22 protein-coding genes and 1 pseudogene are annotated in these 25,066 nt (G+C 71.4%); 16 read left to right on the top strand and 7 right to left on the bottom strand.

The annotated features are described in order from the left end of the window. The first annotated feature begins 1 nt into the window (after position 1). The 4 genes from OG570_RS44190 to OG570_RS44175 all read left to right on the top strand — a co-directional run bounded on the left by OG570_RS44190 (position 2) and on the right by OG570_RS44175 (position 3,558). Positions 2-604 (top strand): TetR/AcrR family transcriptional regulator, encoded by a 603-nt coding sequence (locus OG570_RS44190; protein WP_326954640.1) that lies wholly within the window; start codon positions 2-4, stop codon positions 602-604. 182 nt (positions 605-786) lie between these two features. Next, entirely contained in the window at positions 787-1,044 is a 258-nt protein-coding gene (locus OG570_RS44185; RefSeq protein ID WP_326947938.1) for a hypothetical protein, read from the top strand. 98 nt (positions 1,045-1,142) lie between these two features. Continuing rightward, on the top strand, positions 1,143-2,924 hold the full coding sequence (gene murJ / locus OG570_RS44180; RefSeq protein ID WP_326947939.1) for a murein biosynthesis integral membrane protein MurJ: 1,782 nt from the start codon (positions 1,143-1,145) through the stop codon (positions 2,922-2,924). A gap of 139 nt (positions 2,925-3,063) precedes the next feature. Then, positions 3,064-3,558, top strand: coding sequence for a hypothetical protein (locus OG570_RS44175; RefSeq protein WP_326954639.1), 495 nt, complete (start codon positions 3,064-3,066; stop codon positions 3,556-3,558). Between the two features lie 167 nt (positions 3,559-3,725). Here OG570_RS44175 and OG570_RS44170 read toward each other — a convergent pair whose 3' ends face one another. Further along, positions 3,726-4,685: a chitinase gene (locus tag OG570_RS44170; RefSeq protein WP_326947941.1), complete on the bottom strand. Its 960-nt coding sequence runs from the start codon at positions 4,683-4,685 to the stop codon at positions 3,726-3,728. A 238-nt stretch (positions 4,686-4,923) separates the two neighbouring features. On the opposite strand from OG570_RS44170, the gene OG570_RS44165 reads away from it, so the two are divergent. Then, positions 4,924-6,195 carry a GGDEF domain-containing protein gene (locus OG570_RS44165; RefSeq protein ID WP_326954638.1) on the top strand — a complete coding sequence of 424 codons (1,272 nt, stop codon included), beginning with the start codon at positions 4,924-4,926 and terminating at the stop codon, positions 6,193-6,195. Between the two features lie 66 nt (positions 6,196-6,261). Next, a complete protein-coding gene (locus OG570_RS44160) occupies positions 6,262-6,816 on the top strand; it encodes a dihydrofolate reductase family protein (protein WP_326954637.1) in 555 nt (184 codons plus the stop codon). On the opposite strand, the gene OG570_RS44155 is transcribed toward OG570_RS44160, so the two are convergent. Together OG570_RS44155 and OG570_RS44150 are read right to left on the bottom strand one after the other, a co-directional pair. Further along, positions 6,813-7,775 (bottom strand): isopenicillin N synthase family dioxygenase, encoded by a 963-nt coding sequence (locus OG570_RS44155; RefSeq protein WP_247049267.1) that lies wholly within the window; start codon positions 7,773-7,775, stop codon positions 6,813-6,815. The two genes, OG570_RS44160 and OG570_RS44155, sit on opposite strands and share 4 nt — an antisense overlap. A gap of 35 nt (positions 7,776-7,810) precedes the next feature. Beyond that, positions 7,811-8,269, bottom strand: coding sequence for a nucleoside deaminase (locus tag OG570_RS44150; RefSeq protein ID WP_326954636.1), 459 nt, complete (start codon positions 8,267-8,269; stop codon positions 7,811-7,813). Between the two features lie 111 nt (positions 8,270-8,380). Here OG570_RS44150 and OG570_RS44145 point away from each other — a divergent pair, with 111 nt between their 5' ends. From OG570_RS44145 to OG570_RS44130, 4 genes are all read left to right on the top strand, one after another. Next, positions 8,381-9,382 carry a helix-turn-helix transcriptional regulator gene (locus tag OG570_RS44145; RefSeq protein ID WP_326954635.1) on the top strand — a complete coding sequence of 334 codons (1,002 nt, stop codon included), beginning with the start codon at positions 8,381-8,383 and terminating at the stop codon, positions 9,380-9,382. A gap of 38 nt (positions 9,383-9,420) precedes the next feature. After that, positions 9,421-10,221: a toll/interleukin-1 receptor domain-containing protein gene (locus tag OG570_RS44140; RefSeq protein ID WP_326954634.1), complete on the top strand. Its 801-nt coding sequence runs from the start codon at positions 9,421-9,423 to the stop codon at positions 10,219-10,221. Continuing rightward, positions 10,218-10,502, top strand: a complete 285-nt coding sequence (locus OG570_RS44135) for a hypothetical protein (RefSeq protein WP_326954633.1) — start codon at positions 10,218-10,220, stop codon at positions 10,500-10,502. The genes OG570_RS44140 and OG570_RS44135 overlap by 4 nt, the downstream gene beginning before the upstream one ends. 119 nt (positions 10,503-10,621) lie before the next feature. Beyond that, on the top strand, positions 10,622-10,963 hold the full coding sequence (locus tag OG570_RS44130) for a UBP-type zinc finger domain-containing protein (protein ID WP_247049270.1): 342 nt from the start codon (positions 10,622-10,624) through the stop codon (positions 10,961-10,963). Here OG570_RS44130 and OG570_RS44125 read toward each other — a convergent pair. Next, positions 10,960-11,571 (bottom strand): TetR/AcrR family transcriptional regulator, encoded by a 612-nt coding sequence (locus OG570_RS44125; RefSeq protein WP_326954632.1) that lies wholly within the window; start codon positions 11,569-11,571, stop codon positions 10,960-10,962. The two genes, OG570_RS44130 and OG570_RS44125, sit on opposite strands and share 4 nt — an antisense overlap. Positions 11,572-11,785: 214 nt before the next feature. Between OG570_RS44125 and OG570_RS44120 the strand changes: the two genes are divergently transcribed. From OG570_RS44120 to mgtA, 3 genes are all read left to right on the top strand, one after another. Beyond that, positions 11,786-14,602, top strand: coding sequence for a PQQ-dependent sugar dehydrogenase (locus OG570_RS44120; RefSeq protein ID WP_326954631.1), 2,817 nt, complete (start codon positions 11,786-11,788; stop codon positions 14,600-14,602). 193 nt (positions 14,603-14,795) lie between these two features. After that, positions 14,796-15,782, top strand: a complete 987-nt coding sequence (locus OG570_RS44115) for an Acg family FMN-binding oxidoreductase (RefSeq protein WP_326954630.1) — start codon at positions 14,796-14,798, stop codon at positions 15,780-15,782. Between the two features lie 382 nt (positions 15,783-16,164). Next, a complete protein-coding gene (mgtA, locus tag OG570_RS44110) occupies positions 16,165-18,753 on the top strand; it encodes a magnesium-translocating P-type ATPase (RefSeq protein ID WP_326954629.1) in 2,589 nt (862 codons plus the stop codon). On the opposite strand, the gene OG570_RS44105 is transcribed toward mgtA, so the two are convergent. Both OG570_RS44105 and OG570_RS44100 read right to left on the bottom strand, forming a co-directional pair. Continuing rightward, positions 18,698-19,378, bottom strand: coding sequence for a CBS domain-containing protein (locus OG570_RS44105; protein WP_326954628.1), 681 nt, complete (start codon positions 19,376-19,378; stop codon positions 18,698-18,700). The genes mgtA and OG570_RS44105 overlap by 56 nt on opposite strands. 51 nt (positions 19,379-19,429) lie before the next feature. Further along, complete coding sequence (locus OG570_RS44100; protein WP_326954627.1) at positions 19,430-20,038, bottom strand: DoxX family membrane protein; 609 nt, start codon at positions 20,036-20,038, stop codon at positions 19,430-19,432. 329 nt (positions 20,039-20,367) lie between these two features. Between OG570_RS44100 and OG570_RS44095 the strand changes: the two genes are divergently transcribed. The 3 genes and pseudogenes from OG570_RS44095 to OG570_RS44085 all read left to right on the top strand — a co-directional run bounded on the left by OG570_RS44095 (position 20,368) and on the right by OG570_RS44085 (position 24,599). After that, the gene (locus OG570_RS44095) at positions 20,368-21,477 is read left to right on the top strand and encodes an acetate/propionate family kinase (protein ID WP_326954626.1); all 1,110 of its coding nucleotides are present in this window, start codon (positions 20,368-20,370) and stop codon (positions 21,475-21,477) included. A gap of 64 nt (positions 21,478-21,541) precedes the next feature. Beyond that, a pseudogene (locus OG570_RS44090) lies at positions 21,542-22,146 on the top strand (CBS domain-containing protein). Between the two features lie 35 nt (positions 22,147-22,181). Further along, positions 22,182-24,599, top strand: a complete 2,418-nt coding sequence (locus OG570_RS44085) for a phosphoketolase family protein (RefSeq protein ID WP_326954625.1) — start codon at positions 22,182-22,184, stop codon at positions 24,597-24,599. 8 nt (positions 24,600-24,607) lie between these two features. On the opposite strand, the gene OG570_RS44080 is transcribed toward OG570_RS44085, so the two are convergent. Continuing rightward, the gene (locus OG570_RS44080) at positions 24,608-24,964 is read right to left on the bottom strand and encodes an STAS domain-containing protein (RefSeq protein ID WP_326947955.1); all 357 of its coding nucleotides are present in this window, start codon (positions 24,962-24,964) and stop codon (positions 24,608-24,610) included. Positions 24,965-25,066: the final 102 nt, after the last annotated feature.

The following is a 25,066-nucleotide window of genomic DNA, read 5'->3' as shown; positions in this document are numbered from 1 at the left end:
GATGCTCCGCGAACCGCAGCAGGAACGCAGCCGCACGACCCGGCGGCGGCTCATCGAGGCCGCGCTCGACAGCTTCGGCGAGCGCGGCTGGCACGGGGTCACGGTCGCCGTGATCGCCGAACGCGCGGGCGTCTCCCGGGGCGCCGCGCAGCACCACTTCCCGACGCGGGAAGACCTGGTCGCGGCGGCGGTGGACCTCCTGGGCGAGGCCCAGATCGACGAACTGCGCGCGCAGGCCGCGGACCTGCCCAGCGGGTCGTCGCGCATCGAGCGGGTCGTCGAGATGGTGCTGAACCTGTACACCGGGCCGCTGTTCCGGGCCGCGTTGCAGCTCTGGGCGGTCGCGGCGACCGACGAGGCGCTCCGGGACGTCCTGGTGCCCCTGGAGGCCCGGGTCGGCCGTGAGGCGCACCGGGTGACCGTCGAGCTGCTGGGCGTCGACGAGTCCCGCCCGGGGGTGCGCGAGCTGGTCCAGGCCACGCTCGACCTCGCCCGCGGCCTGGGCCTGGCGAACCTGCTGACCGACGACACCCGGCGGCGGCGGCAGATCGTCCGCGAGTGGGCGCGGACCCTCGAACTCCGCATGGCTGAAGCCGCGATCTGACCTGGCGGCACTGACGCACTGGTCCAGGCCACTTTCCGGCCCGTTGACCGCGACCGGGCCCCGCTCCGCCGACTGGCCGGAACCGCCAAGGTCTAGTAAACGTCCTAGTGCTGTAGCTAACACAATTGGCCCAATGGACGATGACTCGTAGTAGTAGGTTCACGAAGCAGAAAGGCAGTCCGGTGTCCGGTTCAGGAGTCGAGCTCACCCACCGCGCGATGGCGATGCTGAGGGCGGTGGCAGCCGGGCGTGCTGAGATGTCGTGCAGCTGCGAACCGGACCTCTTCGTAGACGGATTCGCCTGTTGCGATCAGATGACCGCGCACGCGCTGGCCCACGGCGGCTACGTCCGCCCCGCCGCCGACGGTGCCGTCGGGCGCGTCGCGGCCGAACTGACCGAGGCCGGCCGGGCCGCGCTGGAGATCACCCTCGCCGCCTGAGCCCCGGAGCCGCCGTCACTGAGCGTCGCGCCGTTCGCTCGCACGTTCGGTGACCACCGCCGTACCCGCTCAGGGCCCTGACCTGGCAGTGTGGTGCCATGGCGGATCAGGACCCCCCGGCCACGAAGCCGGGGGACGAGGAAGCGACGATCTTCCTCCCCAGTGACTTGCGCGGCCACCACTGGCCGACCCGCGACCTCGACGTCTCCCGGCGGCCGTACGACGAGTTCGCCACCCAGATCGTCGCGAGGCCACCCGCGTCGCCGGTGTCGGCCGGTCGCAGCGAAGGGGCCGGCGCCTCGCTGGCCCGCTCGAGCGGGCGGATGGCGATCGCCTCGACCGTCAGCCGGATCACCGGCTTCGTCGCCAAGCTGCTGCTCGCCGCCGTGGTCGGCACCGGGATCGTCAACGACGCCTTCACCGTCGCCAACACCCTGCCGAACATCGTGTTCGAGCTGCTCTTCGGCGGCGTGCTGGCCAGTGTCGTGGTGCCGCTGCTGGTCCGCTCGCAGGACGACGCCGACGGCGGCCGGGCCTACACGCAGCGGCTCCTCTCGATGGCGCTGGTGCTGCTCACCGTCGGGACGGCCGTCGCGGTGGCCATCGCGCCGCTGTTCACCGCGCTCTACGTCGACAAATCGTCAGCGGAGGCCAACCCCGGGCTCACCACCGCGCTGGCCTACCTGCTGCTGCCGCAGATCCTGTTCTACGGCCTGTTCGCGCTGATGTCGGCCATCCTCAACGCCCAGAACGTGTTCGGCCCGCCGGCCTGGGCGCCGGTGCTGAACAACGTCGTCGTCACCGCCACGCTGGTCGTGTTCGCGCTGATGCCGGGGGAGCTGACGCTCAACCCGGTGCGGATGAGCGACCCGAAGCTGCTCGTGCTCGGCTTCGGCACCACGCTCGGCATCGTCGTGCAGGCGCTGGTGCTCATCCCGGCGTTGCTGCGCACCGGCTTCCGGTTCCGCTGGCGCTGGGGCTTCGACCCGCGGATGAAGGAGTTCGGCGGGCTCGCCGCGTGGATCCTCGGGTACGTCGTGGTGAGCCACGTCGGGTTCGTCGTCACGACGCGGGTGCTGACCGGCGGCACCGGCGGCGGCGTCACCGCCTACAGCTACGCGTCGCTGCTCTTCCAGCTGCCGTACGGCATCCTCGGCGTCTCGCTGCTGACCGCGCTGATGCCGCGGATGAGCCGGGCCGCCGCGGACGGCGACACCGCGCGGCTCGTCGGCGACCTCTCGCTCGCCTCGCGCATCTCCACGGTGCTCTTCGTGCCGATCTCCGCCGCGCTGGCCGTCGTCGGCACGCCGATCGGCGTCGCGATCTTCACCTGGGGCCGCGGCACCCTCGACGACGCCGAGCGGCTCGGCCAGACCCTCGCCGTCTCCGCGGTCGGGCTGCTGCCGTACGCGCTGGTGATGCTGCAGCTGCGGGTGTTCTACGCGATGAAGGACGCCCGCACGCCCACGCTGATCATGCTCGTGATGACCGCGGTGAAGATCCCGCTGCTGTTCCTCTGCCGCGGGCTGCTCGACGGCGAGCACATCGTCTACGGCGTCATGCTGGTCAACGGCGCGGGGTTCGTCGTCGGCGCCGTGCTCGGCCAGGTCTGGCTGTGGGTGCGGCTCGGGCACCTGCGCAGCCGCCGCTCGCTGCGGGTCGGGCTCATCACCCTGGGCGTGAGCGGGCTCGGGGTGCTGGCCGCGGTGCTCGCCGGCTACGCCGTGCCGGGCTCGCTCGGCGTGATCCCCGCGGCGTGGGTGAAGCTGCCGATCCAGGGCCTGCTCGGGATCGCGGTGCCGTTCGGCCTCCTGGCGCTGGTGAAGCTGCCCGAGTTCACGCCCGTGACCCGCCGGGTGGCGGGGCTGCTGCGTCGCTGAACTCCTTGTTGACGACTACGGCCGGAATCGCGTTCCGGATGTCTCGAAACGATAACGAGAGGGCCGCGATCAGCACGTTTACAATTCCGGCGCCGGTTCCTAATATCCAGCGGGATCAGCGAAGGGGTGGAGGTCGTTCATGACGCGCAGCGCGCGCAGGCGGCGGGACCGGGTCTCGGTCGACGAACTGCTCCGGCAGGCGGGGGTCCGGCCGCGGAAACCGGGCTCGCGCTCGGCCCGGGTGGCGGCCCGGCGGAACGGCGAGCCGGGCGGCGTGGCGAGCCGGATCGCGCTGGCGTCGGCGGTGACCGTGGTGCTGGGCGGGCTGGTGCTCGCACTGGTGGTGCGGCCCGACCCCGTCCCGGGAACCACGCCCTTCCCGCAGCTGCAGCCGGCCACCGGCACGCCGACGTCGAGCGCGCTCGCGGTGCCCACGCGGACGACCACGCCGTCCCCGGTGGTCATGCAGGCCCAGCGGACGCCGACGCCGACGCCGTCACCTGCCGTGTCGACGGTGGTGATCCCGCCCCCGACGACCACGGTGCCACCACCGACCACAGTGGACTTGAGCACGCTGAACCCGGGCTACTCGACCTACGGCGGCGGAGACCACCACGGCGGTCACACCCGCTGAGGCCGCAGCGTTCCGTCGGCCCGTGTGCCGGAATTCGGTTCCCGCTCAGCGGAAACCGAATCCGGCGGCACTTCCCGCTGAGCGGAAACCCGAGAAACCGCGAAGGCCCTCTCACCGACCCCGATGCCGGTGAGAGGGCCCTCGACTGCCCCACTACGGGCGCTGTGTCAGCCGGTGTAACCGGCGACGATCTTGGTGAACGCGTACTTGTCCTGGGTGATTCCGCTGCACTCGCCGCCGCCGCTGCAGTCGCGGTTGGTGGCCCAGAACGTGAAGCGGCCCAGGTGGTGGCTCGTCGCGTAACCGCGGATGGAGTTGAAGTTGGCGACCGTGACCGTCTCGCCCGCGTTGTCGGTCTTGCCGTTCATCGAGGAGAGGCCGCTGTGCCGGTACGCCGTGTCGTCGGTGTAGCCGAACGTCGTCTTGAGCTGGTTCTTCAGCCCGTCGACCGCGGACTTCGTCATGGCGGCCATGTCACCGCCGCTGGAGAAGTCGAACGGCATGACCGACCAGACGTCGACCGGGGCGCCGATCGCCTTGGCCTGGTTGATCAGGCGCTTGCCGTAGCTGTCGGGGCCGGTCGTCGTGGTGCCGATGGTGATGACGACCTTCAGGTTCGGGTTGGCCTGCTTGGTCAGCTTGACCGCGTTGAGGATGCGGTCCTGCACCGTGTTGTTCTGGAACTCGTCGGTGTTCTCGATGTCCAGGTCGATCGCCTTGAGCCCGTAGGCGTCGATGACCTTCTGGTACGCGCCCGCCAGCGCCGAAGCCGACGTGCACTTCGAGCCGAGCTTGGTGCCGGACCAGCCGCCGAAGGAGGGGATGACGTCCCCGCCCGCGTTGCGGATGTTCGTGATCAGCGTCTTGTCCGAGCCGGTCAGCGAACGGCTGCCGTCCCACTTGGGGTTGCACGTCCCGTCGGACAGCACGAAGGCGAGGGTAAACGCTTTCACCCCGGTCGCGGACATCGCCGCGGTGGGGCTGGTCTGGCCGCCCCACTGGTACAGGTACGGGGAAGCGAGCACCGGGTCGACCGCGGCCATGGCCTGCGGGGCGAGGCCCACCGCCGTCGCCATCGCGGCTCCGGCGGCGACCGCTAGGGTCACCAGACGGCGCACTGATTTCATGGGGTCCTCCAAACGAAAAAGGATGGAGCACCTCCGGTTTGAGGCGGCGGGATCATCCCGGGAGGAGCGCTGTGCCACCACACAGTGGACTAGACCAATGTGGCGTGTCAACCCTTCTTCGGTCGGAAATATGACGCACCGTGCGCGCACGGCTCCCGTGCGTCCCGGAATTCGCGGCGAGGTGAGATTCCCCTGAAGGCGGAGTGACAGGGCGCGGCATTCCGGCTAGTTTGCCGAAATGGTGGGGGATTCCACGGTCGCAGCCGGCGGGGGACGCCGACCCGGCCGGTCCCTGCTCGCCGTGCCGCTGCAGCGCTGGGCGCTGTGGCGCCTGCCCCGCCGGACCCAGGTCTGTTTCGTCGTCGTGGTGGACGTGCTCGCCGTCGCCGCCGTGGCCCTCGCCGCCGTCCGGTTCCCGCCGCTCGCCTCGATGCTGCCGCCGTTCGCCCTGCTCGCGGGCGGGATGCTGGTCACCGCGGAGCTGTCGCGGCCGGTGGAACGCCACCGTGAGGACACGCTGCTCGGGCCCGGCGTCGACACGCCGTGGGTCTTCGCCGGGGTGGTCGTGCTCCGGCCGGGGCTCGCCGTCGCGCTGGTCGTGCTCGCCGCGCTGCACCAATGGTTCCGGGTCCGCAGAAGACCCGTGTACCGCCAGGTGTTCGGCGCCGCGTCGACCGCGCTGGCGGGACTCGTCGCCGGGGCGCTCCTCACCGCGACCGGGGTCAAGCCGCTCGCCGCGACCCTCGACGCCCGCACCGTCGCCCTGCTCGTCCTCGCCGGGCTGGCGTTCCTCGCCGTGAACGCCGCGCTCGTGACCGCCGCCGACGGCCCCCGCCCGCCCCGCGACGCCGCCCCGGGGCACGCCTTCGACGCCGCGATGACGGCGTTCGGCGTCCTGTTCGGCTGGGCCGCGCTGGCCGCCCCGCTGTTCGTGCCGTTCCTGGCCGGCGCCACCGTCGTGCTGCACCGCGGCGGCCTGGGCCGCGGCCGCCGCGAGCACGTCACCCTCGATCCCGGCACCGGCGTGCTGACCGCCGCGTCGTGGCGCGGCGCGGCCGAAGCCGAGGTCACGCGCCTCGGCCGGCACGGTCCCGGCCAGGCCCTGTTGCTGCTCGACCTCGACCACTTCCGCCAGCTCAACGACCGCTACGGCGCCCGCATCGGCGACGCCGTTTTGCGCGCGGTCGCCGACACCCTGCGCGACGAGGTCCGCGCCGCGGATCTCGTGGGCCGCTCCGGCGGCGAGGAGTTCGCGGTTCTGCTGCCCGGCACCGGCCGGTTCGACGCGATGGCGATCGCCGAGCGCATCCGGCTCCGGATCGCCTCGACGCTGGTGGCGTTGAAGGCGTCGGGCGACGGCCCGCAGTTCGTCGGCGTGACGGTGTCGATCGGCGTCGCGGGCTGTGCGGCCGACGAGCCGCTGGCCGACGCGCTCCGGGCCGCGGAGGCGGCGTTGCTGCGCGCGAAGGCCGCGGGGCGCAACCGGACGTTCTGCGCGGATCCGGCGTAGCGGGGACCCGTCCCCGTCGGGGCTGCCTACCGTCTCGCACGAAGAGCACGCGCGAGGAGGCACCTGATGCGGAAGCTGATCTTGGGGTTCTACTGTTCGATCGACGGCAAGAGCGCCGACGCGGACAACGGGATCCGGGACGTCATGATGGGCGTCGACGATCCCGAGCAGGAGAAGTACTTCGTCGACGGGCTGTGGGAGGCGGGTGCCTTCCTGATGGGCCGCGTCACCTACGAGGCCATGGCCGGGTTCTGGCCCACCTCGGACCACCCGTCCGCCAAGGCCATGAACGAGATCCCCAAGGTCGTGTTCTCCCGCACCCTGGAGTCCGCCGACGACTGGCCCGAGACCCGGATCGCGAGCGGTGACACGGCGGCGGAGATCGCCAAGCTCAAGGCCGAGCCGGGCAAGGACCTCGTCGCCGCCGGCGGCACCGAGTTCCTGCACTCGCTGATCAAGCTCGGCGTCGTCGATGAATACCGCCTGTGGGTGCTGCCCGCCGCCACGGGCCGGGGCGCGGCCCTGTTCCCCGAGCTGGACACGCCGCTGAACCTGCGCCTGGTGAAGAGCACGGCCTTCCCGTCGGGGGTCCTCGAGCTGATCTACGCGCCGGCCGGCTAGCTCATGGTGATCGCGTCGAGCTTGTCCTTCAGGTAGTCCGACGCGATCACTTCCGGGTAGATCCGCTTGCCCAGCGGCGGCGCGAGCGACGTGATCCGCGCGTCGTGGTCGGTCTCGTAGAAGAAGACCAGGGACACCAGGTCCTCGTCCGGGGCCGTCGGCGCCGGGGGCAGCACGCGGTGGCGGGTCGAGCGCCAGCGGTCGCCCGTCCAGCGGGCCATCAGGTCGCCGATGTTCACCGTGAACGCGTCCGGATGGTACGGCGCGTCCTCCCACTCGCCGTCGGCCGTGTAGACCTGCAGGCCGCCGACGCCCGCCTGGCGGTCGAGCACCGTCACCGTGCCGAAGTCGGTGTGCGGGCCGATCCGGAACTGGTCGGGCTCCGGGGCGCCGACGTGGGTCATCGGCGGGTACCAGTTGATGTTGAACGTGTACGTCGGGTGCGCGGTGTGCCGCGTGAAGTGGCTCTCGGCCAGGCCGAGCGCCGCGGCGAAGATCTCCAGCAGGTGGTCCGACAGCGCCCGCATCCGGCGCATGTACTCGGTGGCTGTCTCGGCGAGCCCGGGCACCTCGTCCGGCCAGACGTTGGGCTGGAACCAGAACCCGTCGATCTCGGCCACGCCGACGCCGAGGTCGGCGCCCGCCGAGAAGGACTCCTTCAGGTCGGGCGGGGTTTCGGTGCCCTCGGCGTAGCCGTTGGCCTCGACGCCGGGCGGCAGCCAGCCGCGGCCGCCGACGGTGACGGCGTAGCGCTGCTTGACGTCCTCGGGCAGCGCGAAGAACCGCTGCGCCTGCTCACGGGCCCCGGCGCGCAGGTCGTCCGGCACGCCGTGCCCGGTGACCAGCAGGAAGCCGGACTCCCGCAGGGCCCGGTCGACCTGTTCGGCCACCTCGGCCCGGCCCTCGGACGTGCCCGTGAACCACGGCGAGAGATCCACGAGCGGAACGGATGACGGCATACGTGCTCCTCGCACAGAAATATCCAAGCAATGTCCTATGTGGACTTTTCGACCCCGATGTCCTCGAACCACAGGTCCGGGCGCGCGGCGATGAACTCCGTCATCAGCGCGGTGCAAGCGGGGTCGTCGAGCAGGGTGATCTCCACGCCGAGACTGGCCAGCCAGTCGTGCCCGCCGTGGAAAGTTTCGGCTTCGCCGATGACCACGCGCCCGATACCGAACTGACGGACGAGCCCGGAGCAGTACCAGCACGGTGAGAGCGTGGTGACCATGATCGTGTCGCGGTAGTGGGGGCGGCGGCCGGCGTCGCGGAACGCCGCGGTCTCGGCGTGCGTCGACGGGTCGCCGTCCTGCACGCGCCGGTTGTGCCCGCGGCCCAGCAGGGTGCCGGTGGCGTCGAACAACGCGGCCCCGATCGGCACGCCGCCCTCGTCGCGGCCCAGTTCGGCTTCCTCACGGGCGACGGCGAGCAGGGCGGCAGGGTCGATCGGCATGCGCCACTCTCACCGCCCGGAGCCGTGCCTGGCAAGTGTTTGACCATCCGACTGCACCATCCGGCCGATCGAGGACCGGAACTGTCCTCGATGTCTGGCACACTGCGTGTCATGTACGGCACTTCGGAGCGACTGCTCAGGCTGCTTTCGCTGCTGCAGGCCCGGCGGGACTGGCCTGGTTCGGACCTCGCGTCGCGCCTGGACGTCGACGTCCGCACGATCCGCCGTGACATCGAACGGCTCCGCTCGCTCGGCTACCCGGTGCACGCGACGCCGGGGGTCGCCGGCGGCTACCGGCTCGGCGCCGGGGCCGCGCTGCCGCCGTTGCTGCTGGACGACGACGAGGCCGTCGCGGTGGCGGTGGGCCTGCGCACGGCGGCGAACGGCACGGTCAGCGGCATCGAGGAGACGTCCGTGCGCGCGCTGGCGAAGCTGGAGCAGGTGCTGCCCGCCCGGCTGCGGCCGCGGGTCGGCGCCTTGGGGGCGGCCACGGTCTCGCTGCCGGGCAGCGGCCCGACGGTCGACGCCGGGGTGCTCACCGTTATCGCTTCGGCCTGCCGGGACCACGAGCGCCTGCGCTTCGGCTACGGCGACCGCGCCGGCGCGGAGACCGAGCGGTCGGTCGAGCCGCTGCGCCTGGTCCACACCGGACGGCGCTGGTACCTGGTCGCCTTCGACCTCGGCAAACAGGACTGGCGCACCTTCCGCGTCGACCGGATCACCGGCGAGCCGGCGGCGAGCTTCCGCTTCACCCCGCGCGAGCCGCCGGCCGAGGACATCGCGGCGTACGTGTCGCGCTCGATCTCGACCACGCCGTACCCGCACCAGCTGGTGGTGCGGGTGGCCGCCCCGGCGTCGGAGGTCTCGACGCGCATCTCGCCCACGAGCGGCGTGGTGGAGCCGATCGACGACCACAGCTGCCGCGTCCGGACCGGGGCGAACAACCTGGACGTGGTGCCGTTCCACCTGGCGCAGTGGGGGTACGACTTCGTCGTCGAGGAGGCGCCGGAGGGGTTGGTGGAGCGGCTCCGGCTGATCGCGGACCGCTTCGCGCGCGCCGTCGGTCATTCATCCGCGGTGTGTAACGGCGAAGGCTCGGATTCCGAACGGTGATGTACGCATAGAGTGCTCGGTGCATTGAGAGGTGGGACATGGGTGAGTGCACTCCGGACGACGCACCCTCTTTCGACTACGACATCGCGGTGTCTTTCGCGGGAGAAGATCGCGACTATGTCGAGGAGGTGGTTGGTCGACTGAAGGGCCGCGGATTCAAAGTGTTCTATGACCAAGATCAGCAGGCCGAGTTATGGGGCGTAAATCTTGTCGACGCCCTGGGGGCTGTTTATACGCGAAGAGCACGTTTTGCTGCCTTGTTTATTTCGAGACACTATGCAGAAAAGAAGTGGCCGACCCATGAGCGGCAGAGCGCTCAGGCGTGTGCGGTCGAGCAGAACTCTCCTTACATTCTGCCGATCAGGTTGGATGACACAGACCTGCCCGGCCTGCACTCGACGATCGGGTACATCGACGCTCGACGGGTGGGGATCGACGAGCTTGTCGAGTTGTTCTTCAGGAAATTAGCGTCCGGTGCAGAGGTAAGAGTATCTGCCTTCAGTGGTCGAGCGCCTAGGACGGCCCAGGACATCGCTTCCTTGCTCGCGGAACGGCCCAGTGTGTGGGAGTATCTCCTCTATGCCGGCGCGTTGCGGCAAGGCATCGCCAGTCTGGAGGAGAAATATCGAGACCATGTTCTCGAGTTTCTCGAAGAAATGGAGCTGTGCTGGAAGATAGTGATGCATTTTCGTACATCAGGAATAACTTTGCAGTGCTCGAGTCAATCACGAATTCCTTTGATCGAATCCTGTCGTCGCCAGCGCAGGACGCCGCGTTTGGCTTGCCGGGAGAGCCGGGTGACCCGGATCGAATTCTGCATCTTGCCGATCGTTTCGTGAAGGTATATGAAGAGTATCTGAACTGGGCTGCGGAGTTGCGTGGCACCACGATATCCGATGAGAACCTCAGGCAGGCTGCCGATGCGCAAGCTCGCCTCGTAGACCAGCCGATCCGGGTGATGCGCGAATTCGTAACCGATTTTGTTGTGCAAGCGGACACTTGGACTGACCGTCTCGCCGCTGGTGAACACGTCGAGCACCAGGTGACCGTGACGCTCGAACTGGACGCTGAGCAGAATGCGATCTGTATGGCAGCAATGAGACGTTATGCGACCACTTGACGCCCTCCAGGCGGTGCGCTGTCACTGGAACATCTGTCGCTTCCGTGCGGAGGCCGTCGACGCTGAGTAGGCTCGTCACGAGTGGTCGTCGGCAACCCCGGAGGGTGACTGTGAGTTCGGTGCCTGGAATCGATCCGTCGGTCGCGCCAACGGGGGTGGGCTGCCTCGAGTGCGACGCCGCCGGTGGGTGGTGGGTGCACCTGCGCCGGTGTGCGCAGTGCGGGCACGTCGGCTGCTGCGACACCTCGCCGTCGCAGCACGCGACCGCGCACTTCAAGGCGTCCGGGCACCCCTACATCCAGAGCTTCGAGCCCGGCGAGTCCTGGTTCTGGAACTTCGAGACCGAAACGGTCAGCGAGGGGCCCGAGCTGACCGCCCCGGACTCGCACCCCGAGGACCAGCCGATCCCCGGCCCGGCCGACCGGCTGCCCGGCGACTGGCAGCAGCACCTGAACGGCTAGGCCGAGACCCCGAGCATCCGCAGCACCAGGCTGCCGTACTCCTTGCCGAGCGCGGCCGGGGTCTGGCGGGCGCGCTCGCTGTACCAGCGGGCGACGTCGACACCCAGCGACAGCACCGCCCGGGCCGCGACGTGCGGGTCCGACACGGTGAACGCGCCGACGCGGGCGCCTTCGGTGATCACCTCGCGCACGATCCGCTCGATCCCGCGCCGCAGCTCGGCGACCACCTTGAACTCCTCTTCGGGCAGTGCCTGCAGCTCGTACTGCACGACCCGGGCCACGGTGTGGCGCCGCGCGTGCCAGGCGACGAAGTCCTCGACGATCAGCCGGATCCGCTCGACCGGGTCGGACACCTTGGCGACGACGTTCTCGACCAGCGCGAGCGTCTGCTCGTGGCCGTAGCGGCTGATCGCGAACAGCAGCGCGGCCTTCGACGGGAAGTGCACGTAGAGCGCGGCGGGACTCATCCCGGCGGCGCCGGCGATGTCCCGGGTCGTCGTGGCGTGGTACCCGCGCTCGGCGAACGCCTCGACCCCCGCCAGCATCAGCCGTCGAGCGGTCTCGGGCTGCACATCGGGCCACAGCTCGGCCGACAGGGACATCGTCATCGGGTGATCCTCTCAGACGCCACACCCACGGGTGACGGACCAGACGGCGCACCCCGGTCGTGTCGAGTGTAAGCGAGCGCTTAGCCAAGCGGGTTCCGGTGATACGTCCTGGTGGGCCCTTCGGTCAGGTGGTCACGAAAAGGTCAATTCGCTCGACCGGGTGCAACCGGCGTCCCTGTTCGGGCGATAGACGACTGCCTGGAAGGGACTCGCAATGGCCTTGAGAAAGCTTCGTGCACTTCGTCACGCCTTGGTGGCGGTGGTGCTGACCGGGGCGTTACTGCCCGTCATGTCCACGGCGGCGGCCGCGGCGGCTCTGCCGTCGGGCTTCGTCCTGCGGGACACCGACACCGGACTCGGGCAGTACCAGCTGACCGACTTCACCTACCTGCCCGACGGCTCCGTCCTCGCCACGGCCAAGGACGGCCGGGTGCGCTGGGTGCCCGCGACCGGGACGGGCCGGACGATCGCGACGCTGCCGACCCGTTCCGTCAGCGACCTCGGCCTGGTCGGCGTGGCCGTCGCGCCGGACTACGCGACCTCGCGCAGTGTGTACCTGACGCGGTCGCTCAACGTCGGCAGCGGCTTCGTCATGCGCCTTTCGCGGTTCACGGTCACCGTGGACACCGCGGGCGCGCCCACCGCGCTGAGCGGCGAGCAGTCGCTGCTGGAGGTGCCCGGCGTCTACGACGTCCACGGCATCAACGGCGTCATCGCCGCCGCCGACGGCACGCTCTGGATGTCCATCGGCGACAACGGCGACTTCGCGAAGGTGGACCCGGGAGCGCTGCGGTCCCAGGACGTCAACCAGCCGTACGGCAAGATCCTCCACTTCACCCCCGACGGCAACGGGGTGCCGGGGAACCCGTACTACGACGCGGCCAACCCGGGCTCGACCGCGAGCAAGGTGTTCGCGCGCGGGTTCCGCAACCCGTTCCGGTTCAGCATCGACCCGAACCTCGGCCTGCCGGTCGCCGGGGACGTCGGCTGGAACAGCTGGGAAGAGGTCGACGTCGTCCAGCGCGGCGCCAACCAGGGCTGGCCGTGCTGGGAAGGGACTCACCCGACGCCGGGCTACAGCGGTCTCGCGGGTTGCGCCGGCGTGGCGAACCAGCCGCCGATCTTCGAGTACCAGCACGGCAACGGCGCGATGCAGGGCAACAGCGTCACCGGTGGCATCGTCTACAATGGATCGAGTTACCCGGCCGCCTACCGCGGGTCCTACTTCTTCGGCGACTACGTCACGAACAAGATCTGGACGATGCGGTACGACGACCAGGGCAAGCTCACGCAGGCTCCGCAGAACCCGCCGGTCTTCACCGGCATCGGTGGCCCGACGAAGTTCGCGGCCGCGGTCAACGGCGACATCGTCTTCGCGGACATCCTGTCCGGCAACCTGCGGCGGCTGACCTATACGGCCGGCAACACCGCGCCGGTGGCGGCTGCGTCGTCGACCACCGATCCGGACACGCGCACGGTCTCCTTCGACGGTTCCGCGTCGGTCGACTACGACAACGATCCGCTGAAGTACGACTGGGACTTCGGCGACGGGACGACGGCGGCCGACGCCGGTCCGAAGGTGACCCACACCTACGCGGCGGGCACGGAGTCGTTCACCGCGAAGCTCACGGTCCGGGATCCCCTGGGGGCGACCGGGACGACCACCGTCGCGGTCGCGCCGGGCAACCACACCCCGCAGCTCACCGTGACGACACCGGGCGACACCGCGACGTTCGCGGTGGGCCAGCAGGTCGGCCTGAGCGGCATCGCGACCGACGCCGAAGACGGCGCGCTGCCGATCACGTGGACGTCGGCGGTGCGGCACTGCCCGAGCGAAGCGACCTGTCACTCGCATCCCGGCGCCGGTGGGACGGGGGCGAGTTTCGGGCTGCCGTTCACCGAGCACCCGGACTCGCGGCAGGAGTTCACCGCGACGGTGACCGACAGCGCCGGGGTGACCGCGGCGAAGACCTACGTGGCGCGGCCCCGCGAGCACCGGATCACCTTGGTCAGCACGCAGCCCGCGGCGCTGAGCATCCCCGTCGAGGGCGGTGTCAACACGGCGATGGTCGCCGAGGGGGCCAGCTTCGACGTCGAAGCCGCTCCGCTGGGCATCGACGGCGTCTCGAAGTTCACCGGCTGGCAAGGCGGTCCGGCGGACACCACGTGGATCGTCACGGTCGGCGCGGGTGACATGACGCTGACGGCGAACTACGCGACGCCGATCGACCAGCGTTACGACGCGGACGCGGCGTTGCGGACGAAGCTCGGCGCACCGACCGGCACCGAGGTCACCGACGGTGCGGTCCACTACCGGGCCTACGCCAACGGCAACCTCTACTGGAGCGCGGCGACCGGCGCGAAGTACGTCACCGCGCCGATCCTGGCCAAGTACCTCGCGCTCGGGGGCATCAACGCGCTCGGGGCTCCGGAGAACGACACCACGGTCGCGCCGGACGGCGTCGGCACCTACAACCACTTCACGGCCTGGTCTTCGATCTATTCCACCCCGGCCACCGGGGCGCACCTGATCAAGGGCCTGATCCGCGACAAGTGGCAGGCGCTGGGCTGGGAACGCGGCATCGGCTACCCGACGACCGACGAACTGTCCACTCCGGACGGTGTCGGCCGGTACAACCACTTCCTCAACGGCGGGAACATCGGTTCGATCTACTACACGGTCAACACCGGTGCGCACGCCCTCTACGGGGAGATCCGCAAGAAGTTCGCGGCGCTCGACTACGAGCGCGGCCTCGGCTACCCGACGACCGACGAGCTCGGCACGCCGGACGGCCGCGGCCGGTACAACCACTTCAGCCTCGGCCACTCGATCTACTACACGGTGGCCACGGGTGCGCACGCGGTGAAGGGCGAGATCCGCAAGCGCTGGGCGGCGCTCGGGTGGGAGAACTCCTACCTGCACTACCCGAAGACCGACGAGTACGTGGTGAACGGGGTGTACCGCAGCGACTTCCAGGGCGGCTACATCACGTTCACCCTCGCGGGCGGGGCGGTCGACCGCCCCTGGTGACCGGGCCGGGCGGGCCGGCTCCGGAACTTCCGGAGCCGGCCCGCCGCACGGCGACGGGCAGCCACGGCTGCCGGCTCGTCGACGGAGCCTGGAGGTCTTAGGTCCCGGACTCCGGTGACCAACGGCCGACGCGCGGGATGGTCGCCGTCGGGGACGCTCGGGTGGTATCGATCCCTGACGTCCGGAGCCCGTGATGAGCCGACCGCACCCGATGATGTTCGAGCAGGCCCTGGCCTCGGCCGTCCGCGCACCGTCACCGCACAACTCCCAGCCGTGGCGGTTCGTCCTCGACGGCGAGACGATCCAGGTGTGGCTGGACCGCGCGCGGGTGCTCGGGGTGGCCGATCCGCTCGCCCGGGAAGCGCGGTTGTCCTGTGGCGCGGCCGCGTTCAACGCGGTCGTCAGCCTGCGGGCGGCCGGTCTCGCGACCGTCGTCCGGACGATCCCGGAGCCGGGTGAACCCGATCTGCTCGCGGTGCTCCGGCTCGACGGCAACCGGAAGAGCACGCGGTCCGACCGCGATCTCGCCGAGGCCGTGTTCCGGCGGCACACCAACCGCCGGCCGTTCGAGGCGCGGCTGGTGCCGCCCGCCACCCGCGTCGCGCTCAAGTCCGCCGCGCTCCAGGAAGGCGGGCAGGTGGAGTACCTCGACACGTCCGGGCGCTACTCGACGGTGACGGCGCTCGTGCGTCGCGCCGAAGCGTTGCAGGAGAACGATCCCGCCTTCCGGGCCGAGACCGCGTCGTGGCTGCGGCACGACGCCCGGGCCCCGGACGGCGTGCCGACGATCGCGACCGGGCCGCCGCCGTACGGGACCAGGGCGGTGTCGCTGCGTGCCTCGCACGCCAACCCCGCGCTGCCGCCGCGCGAATTCGAGCAGGATCCGGTGCTGGCCGCCGTCCTCACCCGGGACCGCGGGCCGGACGCCGAGGTCCGGGCCGGGATGGCGATGCAGCACGTGCTGCTCACCGCCACCGCGGCCGGGTTGGCGACCTCGTTCCTGTCCCAGCCGTTCGAGACACCGCAGACCCGGGACGCGCTCGACCGGATCTTCGACGGGCTCGGGCAGGCCCACACGCTGCTGCGCGTCGGCTACGGCCAGCCGACGGCGACGACGGCGCGGCGTTCGGTGGCCGACGTGCTGACCCGCCGTGCCACGCCGGATGTTCTCACCAGGTGAAGGGAAGGACGACTACTGTCCATTTCGGACGGTGGCCGTGCTCCCGGCCGGCGGGGCCCAGCCCAGCGGAGCGTGCCTGCGAGACGGCGGACGACCTCGTGGTCGTCGACCGGAAACCCCCGAGCAGCTCCCGGAGGCCTACACTGATCGTGGTTCTGCGTGGTCGCGGCTTCCCGTCGTCGGCCGGCAGACATTTCCCAGTGCCTCGGACCCCGGCGCCGTTCGTCACCGACCCCGCATCCCGCTCGCGAACGCCGAGGCACCCATGTCCCTTCGCACCACCAGCACGCCGCCGTCGCACCGGGCGCGCGGCGGATGACCGCCGAGGCGCCCGCCCGCCCGGCCGGCCGCGCCGGCCATCGACGTCACCCACGCCGCGGCCTTGACCGGTGAAGCGGTCCTGGCCGCGCTCGGTGTCACGGTCGACGGGCTGAGCGCCGGCGAGGTCGCCGAACGGTCGGCGCGGTACGGGCCGAACGCGGTGTCGTCGCACCGGGCGCGGCTGGTCCCGGTGCTGTGGCACCAGCTGCGCTCGCCGTTGCTGGTCCTGCTGATGGTCGCCGCCGTCGCGTCGTACTTCGTCGGCGAGCGCAGTGACGCGGTGATCATCGGGGTGATCGTCGCGGTTTCGGTCGGCCTGGGGTTCGTGAACGAGTACCGCGCGGAAAAGGCCGCGGAGGCACTGCACGCGCAGATCCGGCACGAGACCGTGGCGATCCGCGACGGCCACCCCGTGCCGGTCGACGTCACCGCGCTGGTGCCCGGGGACGTCGTCGAGCTGAAGCTCGGCGACGTCGTCCCGGCCGACGTCCGGCTGCTGTCGGTCACCGGCCTGGAGTGCGACGAGTCGGTGCTGACGGGGGAGTCGCTGCCCCTGGACAAGAGCACGGCGGCCGTGGCCGCGGGCACCGCGCTGGCCGAACTGTCCGGGTGCGCGCTGATGGGCACCGTCGTGCACGCCGGCAGCGCCACCGGCGTCGTGGTCTCGACCGGTGCCCGCACCGGGTTCGGGGCGATCGCGGCCGGGCTGAGCACCCACCAGCTCGACACCGAGTTCCAGGTCGGGCTGCGGAAGTTCTCGATGCTGCTGGTGTACGTCGCGGGCGCGCTGACGACGTCGATCTTCGCGATCAACGTGGTGCTGCACAAGCCGATCCTCGACGCGCTGCTGTTCTCGCTCGCCATCGCGGTCGGCATCACCCCGCAGCTGCTGCCCGCGGTCGTGTCGACCAGTCTCGCGGCCGGGTCGCGGCGGATGAGCCGGCGCAAGGTGCTCGTCAAACGGCTGGTGTGCATCGAGGACCTGGGCAACGTCGACGTGCTGTTCACCGACAAGACCGGCACCCTCACCCTCGGCCGCGTCGACTACATGCGGGCCGTGCCGGCGGCCGGCGGCGATCCCGGCGAAGTGCTGCGCTGGGGCCTGCTCTGCACCGAGAACGCCGCCGCCGTCGGCGGCAACCCGCTGGACCGGGCGCTGTGGGCGTCGCCGGGCTCGGTGGCGCAACGAGCCGCGCTGGCCGGCTACACCACGCTGGCGGTGCTGCCCTTCGACCACGAGCGGCGGATGATCTCCGTCGTCGTCCGCGACCCGGCGGGCCACACCGTCCTGGTCACCAAGGGCGCGCCGGAGACCGTGCTGGACCGCTGCGCCGGCGTCCCACCCGAAGCGCGCCGCGCCCTGGACGCCGAGTTCGCCGCGGGCAACCGGGTCGTCGCCGTGGCCATGCGGCCGTTCCCCGGCGGCCGGCCGCCGGCGCCCGCGGACGAACGCGGCCTGGCGCTGCTCGGGTTCCTGGTGTTCCTCGACCCGCCCAAGCACGACGCCGCGCGGTCCCTGCGGCGGCTGGGTGAGCTCGGCATCGCGGTCAAGGTCGTCACCGGCGACAACCCCGCGGTCGCCGCGAAGGTGTGCCACGACCTGGGCCTCGGCGACGGCGCCGCGCTGACCGGGGCCGACCTCGACGGCCTCGACGACGCCGGGCTGGCCGACGCGATCACCCGCACCACGGTCTTCGCCAGGGTGAACCCGGAGCACAAGGCCCGCATCGTGCGCGTCCAGCGGCTCAGCGGCGGCGGGGTGGCGTTCCTCGGCGACGGCGTCAACGACGCGCTCGCCCTGCACGCGGCCGACGTCGGCATCTCGGTGGACTCCGCCACCGACGTCGCCAAGGACGCCGCCGACGTGATCCTGCTCGAGAAGGACCTCGACGTGCTCGCGGACGGCGTCACCGAAGGGCGGCGGATCTTCGCCAACACCATCAAGTACGTGCTGATGGGCACCTCCAGCAACTTCGGCAACATGTTCTCCGCCGCGGGCGCGTCGCTGTTCCTGACGTTCCTGCCGATGCTGCCGTCGCAGATCCTGCTCAACAACCTGCTCTACGACACCAGCCAGCTCGCCATCCCCACCGACACCGTCGACGAGGAGCAGCTCCGCCGGCCGTCCCACTGGGACATCGGCTTCATCCGCCGGTTCATGATCTTCTTCGGCCCGCTCAGCTCCGTGTTCGACTTCGTCACCTTCGGCGTCATGCTGTGGGTGTTCCACTCCGGCCCGGACCAGTTCCGCTCGGGCTGGTTCGTCGAGTCACTGGCCACCCAGACGCTGGTGATCTTCGCGATCCGCACCCGGCGGATCCCGTTCTTCCGCAGCCATCCCAGCCTGCCCCTGACCCTGGGGGCCCTCGGCGTCGTCACCGTCGGCGCGCTGCTGCCGGCCACGCCGCTGGCCGGCACGCTCGGGTTCTCGCCGTTGCCCGGCGGGTTCTTCGCGGCGCTGGCCGGGATGGTGCTGGGGTACCTCGTGCTGATCGAAGCGGGCAAGCGGATCTTCTACCGGGCCGCGCGGACGACGACCGCCACGCCACCGCCCGCCGGCCCCCGGCGGCACCTGCGCCGCCGGGCCGCCTACTTCAGCACCGCGGAACCGCCCGGCCACCCTGCCAGACGAAGTCCATCCGGTTCCTGACCTCCACGACGCCGGGAACGGCGAGCGCCAGCCGTTCCGCGGTGGCCACGTCGGCTTCGTACTCGAGCCGGCCGGTCAGCAGGACCACGCCGCGCTCGACGCTCGCGAGCACGGCGTTCCTGTCCGCGTGCAGTGCGTCGCCGAGCACGGTGCGGTCGACGTCGTCCCGCAGGTCTTCGTCCGTGCGCAGGAAAGTGCGCAGGACGTCCCGGCGCGCGACGACGCCCACCAGGCGCTCGCCGTCGAGCACGAACAGCCTGCGGACCCCGCTCGTCGTGAGCAGCCGCGCGACCTCCGGCAGGGTGGCCCCCGGGGTGGTGGTCGGCGTGGCCGCGGTCATCAGCGTGGCCGCGGTCCGCGCGGCCGCCTTCCGCCAGTCCTCCCGCGTCAGGTGGCCGGCGAAGTGCGGGCACGCCGCGCCGAGCCGGTCGTCCTGGTGCGCCTGCCGGCACAGCAGGTCCGCTTCGGTGACGACGCCGAGCAAGCCGCCCTCCGGACTTACGACCGGGACGGCGCTGACGCCGCCGGTGACGATCACGGCGACCAGGTCTTTGAACGGCGCGGCCGGTGTCGCGGTGAGCACGTCCCGGGTCATGACCTGACCTGCTGTGGTGCTGGTGCGCATGGTCTTCCTCCTGCTGTGATGACTGTCCTTTGTGGATCGGACGCGTACTTTTCAGCGGAGCCAGGGGGTGCGGCGGACGAGGTCCAGTTTCGCCCAGCGGTGGCCGAGGCCCCAGGTGTCACCCGCGGCGAAGGCGGCCAGGGCGATGAGCACGACGAGGTAGACGAGGTGGTAGTCGATCAGCGGGTTGGTCGACGAGGTGGCCGTGCCGGCCGAGGTGGCCTGGGCGAGTGGCCATTCGGCGATCCACATGAGTGCGAGCAGGATGGTGCCGGCGGCGGCGGCCGGGCGCAGGGCCACTCCGAGCAGGAGGGCGACGCCGAGGCCGAGCAGGGCGAGCATGAACAGCCAGTCGGCCCAGCCGGCGCCGGCCCAGTCGCGCAGCGTCGACTGCATGGGGCCGACTTGGACGTGGCCGAGGAATCCCTTGGTCGGGGAGCCGCCGCTGATCCAGGCCTGTGCCGGGCTGGTGGAGTAGCCCAGTCCGAACAGCTTGTCGAGGAAGGCCCAGAGGAACGTCAGGCCCATCACGATGCGCAGGACGGCGAGCGCCGGGCCGCGAGCCGGGGAGGTGGGCCGGCGCCGTTCGGCTGTCCGGGTTTCCGGCTGGTCGGGGACGAAGGGGGTGGTCAGGGACGGGCCGCGGTCCTGGACGGACATCGTGATCTCCTTTTTCGGTGGTGCACCGAGCATGGGCCGGCGTCTCGGCCGGCGATGGTGCCGAAATCCCCGGATCGCGGTGACTTTGGTGTACCTCGCCCCGGGCCCGCTTCCGGTCGCCTACGCCGTGAGCCGCGAGCTGCTCGACGGCGACGGCCGAGCGCGTAGGCTGCCGGGGAGTGCCCCGGACCCCGGCGCGACGACCAGCCGACCGAGGGGCACGCCATGGCACCCGTTGATCTCGCGGGGATCGCCGAACCGCATCGGAGCACGGATCGCGTCGCGGGCGGTGGGCCGATGCGGCTCCACAGGGCGGAGGCCGGTGCCCGATGCGGGTCCTGACGGTGAATCCCGGCTCGTCGAGCGTCAAGCTGTCGGTCGTCGACGACGGCCGGGAAGTCGGCCAGGTCACAGTCGGCGCCGCCGAGGCCCGGCAGCCCCTGGCGGACCTGGTGGCCCGCCGGCAGCCGATCGACGCTGCGGGTGTGCGGTTCGTGCACGGCGGTTCGAGCACCGACCCGGTGCTGCTGGATGACGCGGAGACCGCGCGGCTGACCGCGTTGACCCCGCTGGCGCCGTTGCACCAGCCGTTGTCGCTGGAACTGGCCGCGGTGGTCGCCGAGATCGTCACCGGGCCCGTTTACGCGTGCTTCGACACCGCCTTCCACGCCCTGATGCCGGAACCCGCGGCGCGGTACGCACTGCCGAGGAACTGGGTCCGCGAACACGGTCTGCGGCGCTACGGCTTCCACGGCCTCTCCTGCGCGTACGCCGTGCGGCGCGCCGCCGAGCTGCTCGACCGGGAACCCGCCGCGCTGCACCTGGTCTGCTGCCACATCGGTTCCGGCGTCTCCGTGACGGCCGTCCGCGACGGCCGCGGCGTCGACACGTCGATGGGTTTCACCCCGCTCGAAGGGGCGGTCATGGCGACCCGCTCCGGCAGCGTCGACCCGGGCCTGCTCCTGTACCTGCTGCGCACCGGTGTCACCGACGCGGCCGGCCTGAACGACGTGCTGGAGCGCGGCAGCGGCCTGGCCGGGATGACCGGCACCGGCGGCGACGTGCGGGACGTGCTGGCCGCGCGCGAGAACGGCGACCCGGACGCCCGCGCCGCGATCGCGGTCTACCTGCACCGGCTGCGCCGGGAGATCGGCGCGGTGGTGGCGTCGCTCGACCGCCTGGACGCGCTGGTGTTCACCGGCGGCGTCGCGGAACACCAGCCGGCGCTGCTGGCCGAGCTGTGCGGGGAGCTGGGCGTCTTCGGGGTGCGGGTCGACCCCGCGCGGCTGGCCGGCGACGGCGACCGGCTGGTCAGCGACGCCTACGCCCCCGCGCGGGTGCTGGTCGTGACCGCGCGCGAGGACCTGGAGATCGCCCGGCAGACCACTCTCGCGCTGGCCGCCCGGACCGCGGGAGCCGGAGGTCCTCGCGATCGGTGACGAACGGCCGCAGCGCACCCGGCGGGCGCGCGCCTAGCGTCAGGACCGACGGAAGAGGACTTCGATGCAGGCACGAGACATCATGAGCAGCCCCGTCGTCACGGTGACCCCGGAGATGACGGTGAAGTACGCCGCGAACCTGTTGTCCGCGCACGGTTTCACCGCGCTCCCGGTCCTCGGCGGCGACGGCGGGCTCGTCGGCGTGGTGACCGAGGCGGACCTCGTGCGGGACCGGTTCCCGCACGACGCGCGGTACCGCGCCGGCCCGGACGAGCGCCCGGCCGCCCCGCCGTCCGGGACCGTGGGCGGGGTGATGACCACCCCGGCCGTCGGGATGGACGCGGGCACCGACGTCGTCGACCTGGTGCGGGTCCTGCTCGAGGACCGGATCCGCAGCATGCCGATCGTCGACGGCGCCCGCGTCGTCGGCGTCGTCACCCGGCGCGACCTGGTCCGGGCGCTCGCTCGCGACGACACGGTCATCTCGGCGGACGTCCGCCACCAGCTGTCGATCTACGGCGCCCGCGACGCTGGACCGTCGAAGTGCACGACGGCGCGGTCGAGGTCGTGGACGCGTTCGACGACGAGACCGATCGGCACGTCGCGACCGTGCTGGCCCAGGCGGTGCCGGGGGTCACCGCGGTCCGCGTCACCGGCACGACCGGCTGAGAGCCGGCCCGATCCGCCTCCGGAAGGCCACGGCGATGCAGCAGACCACGACCCTGACCGGCACCACGACCACGACCTCGCCCTACGGCGAGCACGACCGGGCCCTGGACCTGAGGTGGTGGGCCGCGGCGAACTACCTGACCGTCGCCCAGATCTACCTGCAGGACAACCCGTTGCTGCGGGTGCCGCTCTCGGCGGCGGACATCAAGCCGCGGCTGCTCGGGCACTGGGGCACCAGCCCGGGGCTGTCCATGATCTACACCCTGCTCAACCGGCTCATCCGCGACACCGGCGCCGACTGCGTCTACATCGCCGGCCCGGGCCACGGCGGGCCCGCTCTGCTCGCGAACGCCTACCTCGAAGGCACCTACGGCGAGGTCTACCCCGGCGTCTCGGCCGACATCGCCGGGCTGACCCGGCTGGTGCGGCAGTTCTCCACCCCGGGCGGCGTGCCGAGCCACGTCGGCGTCCAGACGCCCGGCAGCATCCACGAAGGCGGCGAGCTCGGGTACGCCCTCGCCCACGCCGCGGGGGCCGCGTTCGACCACCCGGACCTCGTCGTCGCCTGCGTGATCGGGGACGGCGAAGCGGAAACCGGGCCCCTGGCGGGGTCCTGGAAGCTCCCCGCGTTCCTCAACGCCCGCCGCGACGGCGCCGTCCTGCCGATCCTGCACCTCAACGGCTACAAGATCGCCGGCCCGACCGTGCTCGGCCGGGCGGACGACGCCGACGTCCTCGGGCTGCTCACCGCGCAGGGCTGGGACCCGGTCCTCGTGTCCGGTGACGAGCCCGCCGCGGTGTTCACCGAACTGCACGCCGCCCTCGCCGCCGCCCACGACCGGATCCGGGACAACCAGCGGCGGGCGCGCGCCGGCGCGCCCGAGCCGTTCCACCCCGTCCGCTGGCCGGCGATCGTCCTGCGCACGCCGAAGGGCTGGACCGGCCCGGACGTCGTCGACGGCGTCGCGATCGAAGGCACCTTCCGGGCGCACCAGGTGCCGTTGACGGAGGTCCGCGAGAACGCCGGGCACCTGCGGCTGCTGGAGCGGTGGCTGCGGTCCTACGCCCCGGAAAGCCTGTTCGACGCCGGCGGCCGGCTCGTCCCGGAGCTGGCCGCGCTCGCCCCGGCCGGGGACAAGCGGATGTCCGCCAGCCCGTACGCCAACGGCGGCCGGCTGCTGACGCGGCTCGACATCCCCGCCCTGGAGCCGTACGCGGTGTCCGTGCCGGCGCCCGGCGTCGTGCACCACGGCAACACCCGCCCGTTCGGCGAGCTGCTGCGCGACGTCTACCGCGGCAGCACCCGGGAGTCCGACGGCGGCGGCACGTTCCGGCTGTTCTGCCCGGACGAGACGGCCAGCAACCGGCTCGCCGCCGTCTTCGAGGCCACCGACCGCTGCCTGCAGGCGCCGATCCTCACCACCGACGACCACCTCTCACCCGAGGGCCGCGTCATGGAGGTGCTCTCGGAGCACCTGTGCCAGGGCTGGCTGGAGGGCTACCTGCTCTCGGGCCGGCACGGGCTGTTCGCGACCTACGAAGCGTTCGCGATGGTGTCGGCGTCGATGCTGGTCCAGCACGCCAAGTGGCTGCAGCACGCCGCGGACCTGCCGTGGCGACGCTCGGTCGCGTCGCTCAACGTGCTGCTGACCTCGACCTGCTGGCGCAACGACAACAACGGGTTCTCGCACCAGGGACCGGGCCTGATCGACATCGCCATCCCGCTCGCGCCCGGCGTCGTGCGCGTCTGGTTCCCGCCGGACGCCAACACCACGCTGTCGATCGCGGACCACTGCCTGCGCAGCCGTGATCACGTCAACCTGATCGTCGCCGACAAGCAGGAACACCTGCAGTACCTGGAAATCGAGGACGCGGCCGCGCACTGCGCCGCCGGAGCGTCCACTTGGGACTGGGCGGGCACCGAGACACCCGACGGCGAACCCGACATCGTGCTCGCCGCCGCCGGTGACGTGCCGACGCTGGAGCTCCTGGCCGCCGCCCGGCTGCTCCGCGACTACGTCCCCTACCTGCGGGTGCGGGTGGTCAACGTGGTCGACCTGATGGGTCTGCTCCCGCCGGGGGACCACCCGCACGGCTTCAGCGAGCGCAAGTTCCAGCGGCTGTTCACCGCCACCGCCGACGTCGTGTTCGCCTTCCACGGTTATCCCCGGGCCGTGCACCAGCTGCTGCACGGCCGCCCCGACCCCGGCCGTTTCCACGTCCGCGGGTACACCGAGCAGGGCAGCACCACGACGCCGTTCGACATGGTCGTGCTCAACCGGATGAGCCGCTACCACCTCGTCCTCGAGGCCCTGCGCAGGTCGCGCCGGGTGCCCGAAGGCGGCGCGGCGCTGGCCGAGCACTGCCACACCATGCTCGCCCGCCACCACGGCTACATCCGGGAGCACCTGGAGGACATGCCGGAGATCCGGGACTGGACCTGGACTGACTAAGACAGCTTCTAGCCGGCGACCGCGGTCTCGACGTCGGCATAGGTGGTGAACCGGGCGTCGAGGCCGGTCACCTCGAGCACCCGGGTGACCGTCCGCGTGGTGGCGACCAGGGCGATCGTGACGCCGGTGTGCTCGGCCCGGCTGCGGTGGTCGGCGAGCAGCTCCAGGCCGACGGACGCGAGGAAGGTGACCGCGCGCAGGTCGATCACGAGCCTCTTGCCCGCCTCGGCGGCGGCTTTCTCGTGCGCCTGCGCGGCGATGGTGCGGGCTTCGGGTGCGGTCGCCAGGTCGAGTTCGCCGGTGAAGGCGAGCACGACGGCTCCGTCGAGCAAGGTGATCGAGCCGAGAAAAACCGGGGCGGTCACGGACGGACCTCGTTCCAGGCCGGGGAGGCGATGACCGGCGGTGCGCGGTCCGCGAGACGAGCGGGATGGCGATCTCCCCGGCAAGGGCGTGTCACCACATGA

It is taken from the genome of Amycolatopsis sp. NBC_01286, assembly GCF_035982555.1.
Lineage (GTDB): Bacteria > Actinomycetota > Actinomycetes > Mycobacteriales > Pseudonocardiaceae > Amycolatopsis.
This window is presented reverse-complemented; position numbering and strand designations above follow the sequence as displayed.

Excerpts from the sequence above, each read along its gene's own strand:
- OG570_RS44085 (WP_326954625.1), top strand. The coding sequence starts at position 22,182 with ATGCAGCAGACCACGACCCTGACCGGCACCACGACCACGACCTCGCCC.
- OG570_RS44125 (WP_326954632.1), bottom strand. The coding sequence starts at position 11,571 with ATGACGATGTCCCTGTCGGCCGAGCTGTGGCCCGATGTGCAGCCCGAG.
- OG570_RS44170 (WP_326947941.1), bottom strand. The coding sequence starts at position 4,685 with ATGAAATCAGTGCGCCGTCTGGTGACCCTAGCGGTCGCCGCCGGAGCC.
- OG570_RS44160 (WP_326954637.1), top strand. The coding sequence starts at position 6,262 with ATGCGGAAGCTGATCTTGGGGTTCTACTGTTCGATCGACGGCAAGAGC.
- OG570_RS44100 (WP_326954627.1), bottom strand. The coding sequence starts at position 20,038 with ATGTCCGTCCAGGACCGCGGCCCGTCCCTGACCACCCCCTTCGTCCCC.
- OG570_RS44155 (WP_247049267.1), bottom strand. The coding sequence starts at position 7,775 with ATGCCGTCATCCGTTCCGCTCGTGGATCTCTCGCCGTGGTTCACGGGC.
- OG570_RS44120 (WP_326954631.1), top strand. The coding sequence starts at position 11,786 with ATGGCCTTGAGAAAGCTTCGTGCACTTCGTCACGCCTTGGTGGCGGTG.
- OG570_RS44105 (WP_326954628.1), bottom strand. The coding sequence starts at position 19,378 with ATGCGCACCAGCACCACAGCAGGTCAGGTCATGACCCGGGACGTGCTC.
- OG570_RS44095 (WP_326954626.1), top strand. The coding sequence starts at position 20,368 with ATGCGGGTCCTGACGGTGAATCCCGGCTCGTCGAGCGTCAAGCTGTCG.
- murJ (WP_326947939.1), top strand. The coding sequence starts at position 1,143 with ATGGCGGATCAGGACCCCCCGGCCACGAAGCCGGGGGACGAGGAAGCG.
- OG570_RS44150 (WP_326954636.1), bottom strand. The coding sequence starts at position 8,269 with ATGCCGATCGACCCTGCCGCCCTGCTCGCCGTCGCCCGTGAGGAAGCC.
- OG570_RS44145 (WP_326954635.1), top strand. The coding sequence starts at position 8,381 with ATGTACGGCACTTCGGAGCGACTGCTCAGGCTGCTTTCGCTGCTGCAG.
- OG570_RS44140 (WP_326954634.1), top strand. The coding sequence starts at position 9,421 with ATGGGTGAGTGCACTCCGGACGACGCACCCTCTTTCGACTACGACATC.
- OG570_RS44165 (WP_326954638.1), top strand. The coding sequence starts at position 4,924 with ATGGTGGGGGATTCCACGGTCGCAGCCGGCGGGGGACGCCGACCCGGC.
- OG570_RS44115 (WP_326954630.1), top strand. The coding sequence starts at position 14,796 with ATGAGCCGACCGCACCCGATGATGTTCGAGCAGGCCCTGGCCTCGGCC.
- OG570_RS44190 (WP_326954640.1), top strand. The coding sequence starts at position 2 with ATGCTCCGCGAACCGCAGCAGGAACGCAGCCGCACGACCCGGCGGCGG.
- OG570_RS44175 (WP_326954639.1), top strand. The coding sequence starts at position 3,064 with ATGACGCGCAGCGCGCGCAGGCGGCGGGACCGGGTCTCGGTCGACGAA.